Raw genomic sequence first — 13,881 nt, forward strand, 5'->3', positions numbered from 1 at the left:
GAATTTTTAAAGGGTTATGATGGATCTACTAAAAATAATGGTTGATCAAATTCTACTGGAGAAGAATCATCGACTAAAACTTTTACAATTTTACCAGATACTTCTGATTCGATTTCGTTGAAAAGTTTCATTGCTTCGATAATACATAAAACATCTCCTTCTTTAATGGTTTGTCCTACCTCAACAAAAACAGGTTTGTCTGGAGATGGTTTTCTATATAAAGTTCCAATGATTGGAGACTTGATAGTGATGTATTTTGAATTTTCATCGGCAGCAACCGCTTGTACTGGAGCTGCATCTGAAACTGGTTGTGGTGCAGCAACAACTGGAGCTTGTGCCATTTGCGTTGCCATTGGTATTTGTTGTACAAATGTTTGCGTTTCCGTTTTGTCGTCTCCACCAGTTTTTATAGTGATTTTAACATCATCGGTTTCTAATTTTACTTCACTTGCGCCAGATTTAGCTACAAATTTAATTAGGTTTTGAATGTCTTTTAAATCCATAATATTTAGATTTTAATTATGATTGTTTGTTAGTTAGTTTAAGAATTGTAGGCCCATTTTAAATATATAGAGCCCCAAGTAAATCCACCTCCAAAAGCAGCAAGTATTACTGTATCTCCTTTTTTTAGTTTAGATTCATAATCGTTTAATAGTAAAGGTATGGTTGCAGAAGTAGTGTTTCCATATTTTTCAATATTCATCATTACTTTGCTAGAGTCTAAATTCATTCGGTTTGCAGTAGCATCAATAATTCTTTTATTTGCTTGATGAGCTGCTAACCAATCTACATTGTCATTTGTAAGGTTATTATTTTCTAGAACCTTTACAGAAGCATCTGCCATATTAGATACCGCCCATTTAAAAACGGTTTTACCGTCTTGAAAAACGAAATGTTTTTTAGCTTTAACTGTTTCTTCTGTTGCTGGGTTTATAGAACCTCCTGCTGGTACTTGAAGAAACTCTCTTCCTGCGCCATCACTTCTTAAATATTCGTCTAAGATACCTAAACCTTCCGTATTTGGTTCAAAAAGTACTGCTCCTGCTCCATCGCCAAAAATAATACACGTAGTTCTATCTGTATAATCTATCATAGAAGAGTTCATATCTGCTCCTATAACTAATACTTTTGTGTATTTTCCTGATTCTATAAAACTAGCGGCTGTGGATGCTGCATATAAAAAGCTTGAGCATGCTGCATCTAAATCGTAAGCAAAAGCATTTGTGGCTCCAATTTGAGAGGCTACAAAAACTGCTGTTGCAGATGCTTGCATATCTCTTGTTGCTGTAGCTACTATTACTAGTTCTATTTCTTTAGGGTCTAGATTTGATTTATTTATCAAATCTTTGGCTGCTTCTGATGCTAAAAAAGAGGTGCCTTTGCCTTTTTCTTTTAATATTCTACGTTCCTTGATTCCTGTTCTTGAAGTTATCCATTCATCATTAGTATCAACTAAGGTTTCCAATATTTGGTTAGTTAATATATATTCTGGAACATATTTACCTACAGCTGTTATTGCTGCTGAGATTTTACTCATAATTTTGGTGTTAATTTGACCTAAAATCGTTCAAAATTGGCTAAAACGAATCCAAATTTAATCAATTTGAAGTGTTTATGCTTATTTAATGCAAATTAAGTTGTTTTTAACGTAAAGAAAAATATATAACAAAAAAAACGCTCACAAAGGAGCGTTTTATTGTATGCACGCATAGTAACTATGCTAAATTTTCTTCTACTTGCGAGTTGTCTATTAAAACTTGTCCTCTGTGGTATAATTTACCTTCAAACCAGTGTGCTCTGTGGTATAAGTGAGCTTCACCTGTTGTTGGACATGTAGCAACTTGTGGCGCAACTGCTTTATAATGTGTTCTTCTTTTATCTCTTCTTGTTTTTGAGATTTTTCTTTTAGGATGTGCCATTTTTTATATTATTTATCCGTTAATAGTTTCTTTAATGTATTCCAACGAGGGTCAATTTCCTCTTGGTTTTCTTTATCTTCAGCCGTTTTAGGGCTAAGTTCTTCTAGTTTTTTAAGTATTTCAGAATCTAATGTTCCATCCACTACACCTGGATGAATTAATTTATTTGGAACTGCTAAAACAATGAGTTCATATATATACTGTTGTATATTTATTTCATACTCACCATGTGGAATGATTAATATGTCAATATTTTCGTCATTATACTCTTCACCAAAATTAACTACCAAATCGAAATTGTTTTCAATTTCTTGATTATATGGCTCATTGGTAAGATCACAATTTACGTTTATTGTTCCATAAATTTTAAAATTCAATTCTAGTAATGTTGCTTTTTTATTTAAAACAAGATTTACTTTTATATTTGAACTATTAAAATCTTCATACTCAAAATGTTCAAAGAACGATTGTTCAATATCATACTCAAAAAGGTGTTCTCCTACTTTTAAACCTACAAAAGGTATTGTAAATGCTTTCAAAAGCTTCATTTCCACATCTATTTTGAGCCTGCAAATATACAAATTTTTATTTACCAAGCACAGTTATAAACATTTTTTTGTTTATATCTTTTTTTGATTGAATTTTAAAGGGTTTTTACTAATCTCTTCAAATTCTAATCTATTCTTAAATATCTCCATTGCTTTATAAACTGCTTCTTTAAAAGAACTATTGTCTGCAAGATTTTTTCCTGCTATTTCAAAAGCGGTTCCGTGATCTGGAGAAGTTCGTATCTTATTTAGTCCTGCTGTATAATTTACACCTTGACCAAAAGAAAGAGTTTTAAATGGAATTAAACCTTGATCATGATACGAAGCTATTATAGCGTCAAAATTTGTGTAGTTGTTAGAACCAAAAAAGCTATCTGCTGCATAAGGACCATAGACTAACTTGCCTGTTTTTTTTATTTCATGTAATGTTGGTCTTAAAACGGTATCGTCTTCCTTACCAATTACACCATTATCCCCTGTATGTGGATTAATACCTAAGACTGCTATTTTTGGTTTTCTTATTTTAAAATCTTTTTGAAGTGAGTTATAAATGGTTTCTATTTTTTCTTTAATTCGTTCTGGTGTAATTTGTGCAGCTATGTCTTTTACAGGTACATGATCTGTTAACAAACCAACACGCAGTTTGTTAGCAACCATTAACATTAAGCTATTACCTTCTAATTCTTGTTCTAAATAATTAGTGTGCCCAGGAAATTTAAAAGTATCTGATTGAATATTGTGCTTGTTAATTGGTGCGGTTACCAATACATCTATGCTTCCCTCTTTTAAAGCTTTTGTTGCAGCCTCTAAAGATTTTATTGCAAATTCGCCTATTTTAAAATCTTCTTTACCAAAATCTATTTTTACATGTTCATTCCAAACGTTTAAAACATTTATTTTTTGTGGAAGGTTTTGTTTTATGTCATTTATTCCATTTAAATTCACATCTATTTTAAAATGATTTTTTAAAAAAGTCATTGTTTTTACGGATGCAAAAATCACTGGAGTACAAAACTCTAGGGTTCTAGAATCTTCAAAAGTTTTTAGTACTATTTCTGCTCCAATACCATTTAAGTCTCCAATAGATATACCTACTATTATATTTTCTTCTTTCTTCATTAATAATGCTAACTTTTGTTTGTAATTTTACTGCTACAAATTTAACTAAATAATCGACAATAATGTTTACTGGAATCATTGAGGAATTAGGAGAAGTAAAACAGCTGAATCAAGAGCTTGATAATTTGCACATTACAGTTAAAAGTAATTTTACTCAAGAACTAAAAATAGATCAAAGTGTAGCGCATAATGGGGTGTGTTTAACTGTTGTTGCAATCAATAATACGGAGTATAAAGTAACAGCGATAAAAGAAACATTAGAAAAAACAAACCTAAACACAATTAAGGTTGGCGATTTAGTAAATCTTGAAAGAGCGATGCAACTTGGCGAAAGACTAGATGGTCATATTGTACAAGGTCATGTGGACCAAACTGCAATTTGTACTCATATTGAAAATACTTCTGGAAGTTGGCTTTTTACTTTTAAGTACAATAGCGAATTAAATAATATTACCATTGAAAAAGGATCTATTACTATTAACGGTGTAAGTCTAACGGTTGTAAACTCTAAAAAAGATGCGTTTAGTGTGGCAATAATACCATTTACTTTCGATCATACAAATTTTAAAAACTTTAAAATTGGCACGTTAGTAAATTTAGAATTTGATGTAATTGGTAAATATGTTGCTAGACTAGTAAACTTAAATAAACTTTAAGCTTTAGCACGAATCGTTTTCACAACACCATAAATTAATCCAATAGCTAGTAGGAAATATATACCAGCATCTACAGGAAGTCCTGGAGGTGGTGGTGGAGCTGGAGGTGGTGGCCCACTCATTGTCTGTGCTGTACTAACAAAACTTATTAATAAAAATAAGATTGAGGCAATTATTTTTTTGTTTTGTATCATTCAGTTGTAAATGTATAAAAAAAAGCGAATTAACAAAAAGAATCTATTTCTTTTTAAGGTAAAAATCTCTTTTAATTGCAAAAAACATCGGTAAACTGTTAAAATTTAACACTTTTTCTATAATTAAATAAAAAAAGTGGTCCCACTTGGGCTCGAACCAAGGACCACCTGATTATGAGTCAGGTGCTCTAACCAACTGAGCTATGGGACCAAAATTTTAGAGTGCAAACTTAATATTATTTTTAAAACTCTACAAACAATTTATTTTAAATAATTTCTTGACAAAGTTCTATTAAAACTCCATTAGTACTTTTGGGGTGTAAAAAAGCAACTAACTTATTGTCTGCTCCTTGTTTAGGTGTTTCGTTAATTATTTTAAAGCCTTCCGATTTTAATCTTAAAATTTCTTTTTCAATATCATCCACATCAAAAGCAATGTGATGAATTCCTTCTCCTTTCTTCTCTATAAACTTCGCAATAGCGCTATTATTGTTTGTAGCTTCTAATAATTCTATTTTATTTTCACCTACTTTAAAAAAAGACGTATTTACACCTTCACTTGCAACCTCTTCTACCTTATAATGAGGTTCTCCAAAAAGTTGTGCGTATAATTTATTTGCTTTTTTAAGGTCTTTTACGGCAATACCTATATGTTCTATTTTATTCATCAAAAACTAGTTTTATGTTTCCGTGAAAACGGAAATCTAATTACTTTCTATATCATTAAGTAGATATAATCATCCTGTTATCAAGCCCAAGCAATTCTGTAAGGCACGAATTTTGTCTATAAATGTAAGATAATCTTTAAATATCAACTATTTTTGCAGTGTAGAAGATAAAGTTTATCTTTTATGTAAATTAAGATCTAATATTAAATAGGTCTAAAATAAAATTAAAGTGGAAGAAACACAAAGACAAAAAAAAATAGGTTCTGTATTACAACGTGACATCGTAGATGTATTACAAAAAGCAGCATCACAAGGTGGTATGCGAGGAATACTTATATCTGTTAGTAAAGTAAAAGTAACTGTAGATCTTTCTGTTGCTAAAGTGTATTTAAGTATTTTTCCTAACGCTAAAGGGAAAGAATTATTAGACGGTATTAAATCGAACACTCCTTTAATACGTCATGAATTAGCACAACGTACTAGACACCAATTAAGACGTATGCCAAATTTAGAGTTTTTTATAGATGATTCTTTAGAGTATATTGACAAAATTGAACAATCCTTAAAAGGTAAAGAAGACCCAATTAACGATCCAGAACTTTTAGGAAAACGTAAAAAACAATAAGTGAACTTCGCGCTTTACATAGCCAAACGTTATTTGCATTCTAAAAGTAGTAACAATGCTATAAATTTTATTACCATTATTGCAGCTGTTGGAATAATTGTTGGAGCTGCTTCGCTATTTATTGTACTTTCTGGTTTTGCAGGTTTAAAAGATTTTACACTTCAGTTTACTTCTATAATAGATCCAGATTTAAAAGCAGAAACTGCAGAAGGCAAATCTTTTTTTATTACAAATCAAGAATTAGAAAAACTAGATCGTCTAGATGACATTGTTTCTTATTCAAAAATTATTGAAGATCGCGTTTTTATTGCTTTCGATAATAAAAATTACCCAAACGCATATATAAAAGGAGTAGACGAAAATTACGAAAAAGTAAACACCATAGACTCCGTAATCCCTTTAGGAAGCTGGCTCTCTCAAAACACGAACCAAATTGTTGTTGGTTGGGGAATTTCTAGTAACCTATCTTTTGGCGTTTTAGATTATGGGAAACGTGTAAGTCTATATGTACCTAAACCAGGAAAAGGACAAATAACAGCTACCAACCAAATATACAATACTTTTCAAGCCATAAATGTTGGTATATTTGATATCAACGAAGAACTAAATGATAAGTACGTTTACGCGCCTTTTCATTTTGCAAAAGATCTTTTAGGCTACCAAGACAATCAAATTTCTGCTATTGAATTTAAACTAAATGAAGGAATTAAAGAAGACCAAGCAAAAACCAACATTCAAAATATTTTAGGAAATAAAGTGGTTATAAAAAACAGAGCACAGCTTAACGATGCGTTATATAAAATGCTAAATACCGAATATCTAGCTGTATACCTCATCTTCACGCTAGTACTAATTATTGCGTTATTTAATGTTATTGGCTCTATCATTATGATGATTTTAGACAAAAAGAAAAACCTAAATACCTTATTCAATCTTGGTGCAACACAAAAAGACATCCAGAAAATATTTTTTTATCAAGGCGTTTTAATGACACTTTTAGGCGGAATTATTGGTTTAATAATTGGTGTAGTTTTAATCTTTTTACAAAAAACATTCGCATTAGTAATGATAACACCATCGCTACCATACCCTGTTGCATTAAAAGCGATCAACATCCTTATTGTGTTTTTAACCATAACTATTTTAGGTGTTATTGCCTCTAAAATAGCATCTACACGAATTACTAAAAATCTAGTTTCTAATTAAGATTATTTGGGCAAGTTGCCTGAAAAAGGCAAACAGGCTTTTCACTATATCTTTTTTTAAAGAAAAAAAGGATGTCGTTTCAATCCTTCTTGCGTGTACTTGTAGAGGTTTTGTTTTATGTAAAAGGGAATTCTATTCCATAAACTGAAAATCGCCAAACTTCTCTAATACTTCATCAAAAGCAGCAAAAACATCTGCAGATGCATCGCTAGTTACCATTTTCATTCTATATTCCTTAAAGTGAGGAATGCCTTTAAAATAATTAGTATAGTGCCTTCTCGTTTCAAAAACACCTAAAATTTCTCCTTTCCAATCAATAGCCATTTGTAAATGTCTACGTGCTGCCTCAACACGTTCTTGCATAGTAATGGGTCTATAATGTTCTCCCGTTTCAAAAAAGTATTTTACTTGTTTAAAAAACCAAGGATTCCCTATGGTTGCACGACCAATCATTGCACCATCTAACCCATACTCATCACGCATAAGCATTGCTTTTTCAGGAGAGTCTACATCACCATTTCCAAAGACAGGAATATGCATTCTTGGATTATTCTTTACAGCTGCAATTGGTTTCCAATCGGCTTCCCCTTTATACATTTGTGCTCTAGTACGACCATGAATAGAAATAGCAGCACAACCAACATCTTGCAGTCTTTCGGCAACCTCCACTATTTTAATAGAGTCATGATCCCAACCCAATCGGGTTTTTACAGTAACTGGTAAATTGGTACGTTTCACCATTTCGGCAGTAAGCTGTTCCATTAAACAGATATCTTTTAAAATTCCTGCTCCTGCTCCTTTACTTACTACTTTTTTTACAGGACAACCAAAATTAATGTCTATAATATCTGGTTTCGATTTTTCTACAATATCAATGGTTTGCAACATGCTTTCCATATTGGCTCCAAATATTTGAATGCCAACAGGTCGTTCCTTCTCGTAGATATCTAACTTCATGACGCTTTTTGCTGCATCGCGAATTAAACCTTCACTCGAAATAAATTCTGTATACACTACATCTGCACCTTGTTCTTTACATAATGCTCTAAAAGGTGGATCACTAACATCTTCCATTGGAGCTAATAATAAAGGAAAATCTGGAAGTTCTATGTTGCCTATTTTAACCAATTCTGTTTTATTTTGTGGCAAAATTACACCTTTTTATTCAATAGACCTTTCCTGTTTTAAAAACCTAACAAGGCTAGGCTATAATTTATTAGCATTTATACTAAAACACGGAAAAAAGCGGTTATATGTAAATATGTATATTTGCTTCAAAAAAAAACAAAATGAAAAAGAGCCTAATTACACTTTTCATCTCTTTTGCACTACTTTTAAATTGTAGTGTTGTAGATGAATTAACCAAATTCGATTTAGAGTATCAGACAAGTTATTCTGTACCATCTTCTACATTATTAAATACACCTTTCGATTTTCAAACTCCAGATATGACAACAGAATCGGAGTCTACTTTTGAAAACAATGATACACGTAAAGATTTAATTGAAAGTATTAAACTAAAAACAATTAAACTTACTATTGAAACTCCTGAAGATGGAAATTTTAACTTTTTAAAAGAAATTCACATTTATATTAATGCTGAAGATGTTGAGGAAATAGAAATTGCCAATGCTTTTGATTTAGAAAATATAGGTGCTACTACGTTAGAATTAGAAGTTACAGACGAAGAATTAAAAGAGTTTATTAAAAAAGACAGTTTTAACTTACGTGTACAAACAGTTACAGACGAAACTATTAATGAAACACACGATATTACCATTGACACAAAATTTAGAGTTGATGCTAAAATTTTAGGCGTGTAATCTATTAACAACATAAAATTTGCATATACCATTTGAACCCATTCTATTTGGTTACACTATAAATATTCACCTTGTTTTAGAGTATTTAGCATTTTTTATTGCCTTTAGGTATTATCTTTTTTTAAGACGAAAAAGCACAGATAGTATTACTTCTAATAACAGATTATCTATTATTCTTGGTGCTGCTTTAGGTGCTTTAATTGGTTCTAGGTGGATAGGTTTTTTAGAAAACCCGCTAATAGAATATACACAACAAAACCTTATACAATTACTAAACACCAAAACCATTATGGGTGGTTTATTTGGTGGTTTAATTGGTGTAGAATTAGCAAAAAAGATTATTGGAGAGAAACATTCTTCTGGAGACTTGTTTGTGTTCCCTATACTATTAGGGATCTTTATTGGTAGAATTGGTTGTTTCTTATCTGGTGTAAATGAATTTACCTATGGTAAAGAAACCTATTCTGTTTTTGGTATGGATTTAGGAGATGGTTTGCTACGACATCCTACTTCACTTTACGAACTATTTTTTTTAATTTTCTTGTTTCTTTTTTTACAACAGATTAAAAATAAGATGGTTTTAAAAAATGGTGATTTATTTAAAATCTTCATGCTAAGCTATTTTGGTTTCCGATTTTGTATCGAGTTTTTAAAGCCAAATGTGTTTTATGTTTTTGGTTTTAGTACTATTCAACTATTATGTGTAATTTGTTGGTTGTATTACAGTACGTTTATTGCTAATCTATTAGTACGTTGGAAAGCGCGTTAAGGATTGTAGTGAAAATCCTTTTTCTTGTCTGTTCGAGTGTTTTAAGAAGTATGAGTAAAATGTATCGAGAACACAAGCAAAAAGATTGCAACGTAAAGCCTGACTTTTTTTGATCCTGTAAGTTCTTAAAAACTTGACAGGATTGAAAAAAGTAACGCTATAAAAACATTTAAAAAACAAAAAATGCCAGTTAGAAAATATACCTATTATGATTTTACCTTAAGTCTGTGTCCAGACTGTTTAAAGCGTGTAGATGCAAAAATTGTGTTTGAAGATGGTAATGTGTATATGCTGAAACGCTGCAAAGAACATGGTAATTCTAAGGTGCTTATTGCAGACGATATTGAATATTATAAAAACATACGAAACTATAATAAACCTAGCGAAACACCATATACGTTTAATACAAAAACCGATTATGGTTGTCCGTACGATTGTGGTTTGTGTCCAGACCATGAACAACATTCTTGTTTAACCGTTGTAGAGGTTACAGATCGTTGTAATTTAACCTGCCCTACTTGTTACGCTGGCTCTTCGCCAACCTATGGAAGACATCGTACTTTAGACGAAGTTAAAGCCATGTTAGATACTATTGTTAGGAATGAAAAAGAACCTGATGTGGTTCAAATTTCGGGAGGTGAACCTACAATTCATCCGCAGTTTTGGGAAATTATGGATTATGCCAAATCTTTGCCTATTCGCCATCTAATGCTAAATACCAATGGAATTAAAATTGCTAAAGATTTCGCTTTCGCGGAAAGGCTAAAAACTTATGCTCCAGATTTTGAAATTTATTTACAATTCGATTCGTTTGAGAATAGCGTTTTACAAGAACTTCGTGGTGCAGATTTAAATGACATTAGAAAAAAAGCAATTGAAAATTTGAATAAATTAAACCTATCGACCACTTTAGTAGTTACCCTTCAAAAAGGTTTAAATGATAGCGAAATTGGGAAGATTATTGATTATGCTTTAAAGCAAAAATGTGTTCGTGGTGTAACTTTACAACCAACACAAATTGCAGGAAGATTAGAGCATTTTAATCCAGAAACCGATAGAATGACATTAACAGAAGTGCGAAGAAAAATCTTAGAACAAACTTCTGTTTTTAATCCTGACGATTTGCTTCCTGTGCCTTGTAATCCAGATGCTTTGGTTATGGGCTATGCATTAAAATTAGGAGATGAAGTTTTACCGTTAACGCGTTATATTAATCCGAATGACTTATTAGATAATAGTAAAAATACTATTATTTACGAGCAGGATGAACAGTTACAAGATAAAATGATCGAACTTTTTAGCACAGGTAATTCGGTAGAAGTTGCCGAAGAAAATTTAAAATCTATTATGTGTTGTTTACCAGATATTGATGCGCCAAATTTGGGTTACGACAATTTATTTCGCGTAATTATTATGCAGTTTATTGACGCCTATAATTTTGATGTTCGCGCCATTAAAAAATCTTGTGTACATATTGTAGACAAAGACAATAAAATTATTCCTTTTGAAACCATGAATTTGTTTTATCGGGATGATAAAAAAGCACGATTAGAAGCACTTAGAAATGAAATATAAGGATGTGGTTTATTCTAATTCTTGTGATGTTTTTGCCTGCAGCAATATTCGCTATTTATGGTAAAGAAGCAGAAAAAGGAAGTGCTAAACAAAAACAATACTATCAATTAGCAATAGTGTGTTTGGTTGCTAGTTTTGTTATTTATAGCGTTGTAGTATTAACTAATTTATAAAATATATGAGTACCTTATTATTGGAAGCAACAGGAGGAATGAATTTAGATGGTCTATTTATAATCATTGGTTTGATTATGTTTGGTCCAGCTATTTTACTTGCTATAATAGGTGCTTTTGTGTTTAAAAAAAATAAAACAGCAGCTAAAGTACTATTTATTTTAGCTGCTGTTTATTTGATAATTAGTTTAGGTGTTTGCGGAAGTATGATGCTTTAAAACTGTATTTCAGCTTCTACTTCTTTACCATTTCTTTCCACAACCACTTTAGTAGTATCTCCTTTTTCAAACTTAGATAATCCCATCATATATGTTTTCATATCTATAACATCAATATCCCCAAGTTTGATAACCACATCTCCCTTTTGTAATCCTGCTTTTTGTGCAGGTTTTTCTTCGCTAATACCATCAATTCGCATGCCTTTTCCGTCGTATAAATAATCAGGAATTACTCCTAATCCTACTTTAAATCTTGGCACATCTTCGCTTTCATTTTTGGTTTTTCTAAATGGAAGTTTTCCGTTATTATCTAAATCGGAAACAATTTCATAAATATAGTTTGAAATCACTTGCATACCATTAAAGTGCAAACGCTCTGTATCGTCGCTTGGTTTGTGGTAATCTTCATGCTGCCCTGTAAAAAAATGTAATACTGGAATATCTGCATTATAAAAACTAGTGTGATCGCTTGGGCCAACCCCAGATTCTTTTTGTACTAATTTAAATCTGTTATTATTCGCTTTTAATGTTTGTTTAAATATTGGTGAAGTACCAACACCATAAACAGCTAATGTGCTATCCTTTTTAAGTCTACCAACCATATCCATATTAATCATATAGTTTGCTTTTTTGGTATCTATAGTTGGGTTTTTTACAAAATAATTAGAACCTAATAATCCCATTTCTTCTCCAGAAAAAGTAATAAATAGGTAATTATTATTAATGTTTCCTTTCATTAATCGTTTTGCTAAGTTTAATAATACAGCTACGCCGCTTGCATTATCATCTGCTCCATTATGAATAGCTTTTTCTCCTCTATATAAAGAACCTTCAGCGCCATATCCTAAGTGATCATAATGCGCACCAATAATCACTGTGTTTTCTGCTTTATTATCTATATAAGCAACGACATTTGTTCCTGTAATGGTGCTATCACCATCTTTTACAGTATAGTTTACTTCCTGGTGTGGGTCTGTTTTTGGTTTAAAAGAAAACGTTTGAAAGTAACCATCTGTACCTTTAGCATGTAGACCTAAATCTTGAAAACGTTTTGCAATATATGCTGCTGCTTTTTGCTCTCCAACGGTTCCTGTTTGTCTACCCTCTAGAGCATCGTCGGCTAAAAATGTTACGTCTTCTTCAATAGATACTTCTGGTTTTGCAATATCCTTATTACAAGAACTTAATAGAATTAAAAAAATGACAAGAATGCTATATTTCATAATGATAAATATTAATTTTACACAAAATTAGGTATTAAATGCCATTTAAGTAAAAAATCATGACTAAAAACTATACGCTATTTATAGTACTACTTTTATCGATTGTTTCTTGTAAAAAAAATGCTTCTAAAACAGAAGACGCTAGAACTGGAGCAACTAAATGGGTAGATTCTTTAATTTATCCAGAAGAAACGCATTTTAAAAACATTCGTCAAATTACTTTTGGTGGAGATAATGCGGAAGCGTATTGGAGTTTTGATGACAAGCAATTAGTATTTCAATCCAATAACAAAGATTGGAATGTAAACTGTGATCAAATGTTTTTAATGGATGTAGATGAAACGTTTAAAGATAAAATACCACCAATGATTAGCACAGGAAAAGGAAGAACTACTTGTGCTTATTTTTTACCAGATAATAAACATATTATTTATGCGTCCACACATTTAGGAGCAGATGCCTGTCCAGAGACACCATTACGTAAAAACGGAAAATACATCTGGCCAATTTATGATACTTACGATATTTTTGTAGCAGATTTAGAAGGCAATATTACATCGCAATTAACCAATGAAAAAGGTTATGATGCAGAACCAACGGTTTCCCCTAAAGGAGATAAAATTGTATTTACCTCAACCAGAAACGGAGATATTGATTTGTATACTATGAATTTAGACGGAAGTGATGTAAAGCAAATCACTTTCGAATTGGGTTATGATGGTGGTGCTTTCTTTTCTCCAGATGGCACAAAAATTATCTTCCGTTCTTCAAGACCAAAAACCGAAGAAGAAATTAAAGAATACAAAGATTTGTTAGCGGAAGGTTTAGTACAACCAACAGAAATGGAGCTGTATATATGTAATGCTGATGGAAGCGATTTAAAGCAATTAACCGACCTAGGGAATGCTAATTGGAGTCCGTTTTTTCATCCTAGTGGAAAGAAAATTTTATTCTCTTCAAACTTTGAATCCGAACGTGGTTTCCCTTTTAATTTATATTTAATAGATATTGACGGGAAAAACTTAGAACGCGTTACACATAGCACCACTTTTGATGCATTTCCTGTATTTTCTAATGATGGTAAATATTTAATATTCTCTTCGAATAGAAATAATGGTGGAGGACATGATACCAACTTGTTTATTGCAGAATGGCAGGACTAATA

General features: G+C 31.5%; 18 protein-coding genes and 1 tRNA gene. 9 read left to right on the top strand and 10 right to left on the bottom strand.

The window, feature by feature from the left end; translation table 11 throughout:
• Window positions 1-14 precede the first annotated feature (14 nt).
• The 5 genes from accB to pdxA form a co-directional block, all read right to left on the bottom strand.
• Window positions 15-503: an acetyl-CoA carboxylase biotin carboxyl carrier protein gene (accB, locus tag Q4512_RS02660; RefSeq protein WP_303421332.1), complete on the bottom strand. Its 489-nt coding sequence runs from the start codon at window positions 501-503 to the stop codon at window positions 15-17.
• 38 nt (window positions 504-541) lie between these two features.
• The gene (locus Q4512_RS02665) at window positions 542-1,537 is read right to left on the bottom strand and encodes a beta-ketoacyl-ACP synthase III (RefSeq protein ID WP_303421333.1); all 996 of its coding nucleotides are present in this window, start codon (window positions 1,535-1,537) and stop codon (window positions 542-544) included.
• Window positions 1,538-1,715: 178 nt separating this feature from the next.
• Window positions 1,716-1,919, bottom strand: a complete 204-nt coding sequence (gene rpmF / locus Q4512_RS02670) for a 50S ribosomal protein L32 (protein WP_055444173.1) — start codon at window positions 1,917-1,919, stop codon at window positions 1,716-1,718.
• A gap of 8 nt (window positions 1,920-1,927) precedes the next feature.
• On the bottom strand, window positions 1,928-2,467 hold the full coding sequence (locus Q4512_RS02675; protein WP_303421338.1) for a DUF177 domain-containing protein: 540 nt from the start codon (window positions 2,465-2,467) through the stop codon (window positions 1,928-1,930).
• 72 nt (window positions 2,468-2,539) lie between these two features.
• Window positions 2,540-3,586, bottom strand: a complete 1,047-nt coding sequence (pdxA, locus tag Q4512_RS02680) for a 4-hydroxythreonine-4-phosphate dehydrogenase PdxA (RefSeq protein WP_303421340.1) — start codon at window positions 3,584-3,586, stop codon at window positions 2,540-2,542.
• A gap of 62 nt (window positions 3,587-3,648) precedes the next feature.
• Here pdxA and Q4512_RS02685 point away from each other — a divergent pair, with 62 nt between their 5' ends.
• Window positions 3,649-4,242 (top strand): riboflavin synthase, encoded by a 594-nt coding sequence (locus Q4512_RS02685; RefSeq protein ID WP_303421342.1) that lies wholly within the window; start codon window positions 3,649-3,651, stop codon window positions 4,240-4,242.
• Here Q4512_RS02685 and Q4512_RS02690 read toward each other — a convergent pair.
• The 3 genes from Q4512_RS02690 to mce form a co-directional block, all read right to left on the bottom strand.
• On the bottom strand, window positions 4,239-4,436 hold the full coding sequence (locus tag Q4512_RS02690; protein WP_303421343.1) for a hypothetical protein: 198 nt from the start codon (window positions 4,434-4,436) through the stop codon (window positions 4,239-4,241). The two genes, Q4512_RS02685 and Q4512_RS02690, sit on opposite strands and share 4 nt — an antisense overlap.
• A 137-nt stretch (window positions 4,437-4,573) precedes the next feature.
• Window positions 4,574-4,647, bottom strand: a tRNA-Ile gene (locus tag Q4512_RS02695).
• 55 nt (window positions 4,648-4,702) lie between these two features.
• Complete coding sequence (mce, locus tag Q4512_RS02700) at window positions 4,703-5,104, bottom strand: methylmalonyl-CoA epimerase (protein WP_303421345.1); 402 nt, start codon at window positions 5,102-5,104, stop codon at window positions 4,703-4,705.
• Between the two features lie 229 nt (window positions 5,105-5,333).
• Here mce and rbfA point away from each other — a divergent pair, with 229 nt between their 5' ends.
• Window positions 5,334-5,729: a 30S ribosome-binding factor RbfA gene (gene rbfA, locus Q4512_RS02705; RefSeq protein WP_303421347.1), complete on the top strand. Its 396-nt coding sequence runs from the start codon at window positions 5,334-5,336 to the stop codon at window positions 5,727-5,729.
• Entirely contained in the window at window positions 5,730-6,935 is a 1,206-nt protein-coding gene (locus Q4512_RS02710) for an FtsX-like permease family protein (RefSeq protein WP_303421349.1), read from the top strand.
• 132 nt (window positions 6,936-7,067) lie between these two features.
• Here Q4512_RS02710 and dusB read toward each other — a convergent pair whose 3' ends face one another.
• Complete coding sequence (gene dusB / locus Q4512_RS02715; protein WP_303421826.1) at window positions 7,068-8,063, bottom strand: tRNA dihydrouridine synthase DusB; 996 nt, start codon at window positions 8,061-8,063, stop codon at window positions 7,068-7,070.
• A gap of 161 nt (window positions 8,064-8,224) precedes the next feature.
• On the opposite strand from dusB, the gene Q4512_RS02720 reads away from it, so the two are divergent.
• From Q4512_RS02720 to Q4512_RS02740, 5 genes are all read left to right on the top strand, one after another.
• On the top strand, window positions 8,225-8,758 hold the full coding sequence (locus Q4512_RS02720; RefSeq protein WP_303421350.1) for a hypothetical protein: 534 nt from the start codon (window positions 8,225-8,227) through the stop codon (window positions 8,756-8,758).
• A gap of 19 nt (window positions 8,759-8,777) precedes the next feature.
• Window positions 8,778-9,527, top strand: coding sequence for a prolipoprotein diacylglyceryl transferase (locus Q4512_RS02725; RefSeq protein ID WP_303421352.1), 750 nt, complete (start codon window positions 8,778-8,780; stop codon window positions 9,525-9,527).
• Window positions 9,528-9,710: 183 nt separating this feature from the next.
• Entirely contained in the window at window positions 9,711-11,102 is a 1,392-nt protein-coding gene (locus Q4512_RS02730; protein ID WP_303421354.1) for a radical SAM protein, read from the top strand.
• A 2-nt stretch (window positions 11,103-11,104) separates the two neighbouring features.
• Window positions 11,105-11,275: a hypothetical protein gene (locus tag Q4512_RS02735; protein ID WP_303421356.1), complete on the top strand. Its 171-nt coding sequence runs from the start codon at window positions 11,105-11,107 to the stop codon at window positions 11,273-11,275.
• 5 nt (window positions 11,276-11,280) lie between these two features.
• Window positions 11,281-11,493: a hypothetical protein gene (locus Q4512_RS02740; RefSeq protein WP_303421358.1), complete on the top strand. Its 213-nt coding sequence runs from the start codon at window positions 11,281-11,283 to the stop codon at window positions 11,491-11,493.
• Here the strand turns inward: Q4512_RS02740 and Q4512_RS02745 are convergent.
• On the bottom strand, window positions 11,490-12,716 hold the full coding sequence (locus tag Q4512_RS02745; RefSeq protein WP_303421360.1) for a M28 family peptidase: 1,227 nt from the start codon (window positions 12,714-12,716) through the stop codon (window positions 11,490-11,492). The two genes, Q4512_RS02740 and Q4512_RS02745, sit on opposite strands and share 4 nt — an antisense overlap.
• Window positions 12,717-12,775: 59 nt before the next feature.
• Between Q4512_RS02745 and Q4512_RS02750 the strand changes: the two genes are divergently transcribed.
• Window positions 12,776-13,879, top strand: coding sequence for a hypothetical protein (locus Q4512_RS02750; RefSeq protein WP_303421362.1), 1,104 nt, complete (start codon window positions 12,776-12,778; stop codon window positions 13,877-13,879).
• Window positions 13,880-13,881: the final 2 nt, after the last annotated feature.

It is taken from the genome of Oceanihabitans sp. 2_MG-2023 (assembly GCF_030547245.1).
Classification (GTDB): domain Bacteria; phylum Bacteroidota; class Bacteroidia; order Flavobacteriales; family Flavobacteriaceae; genus Oceanihabitans.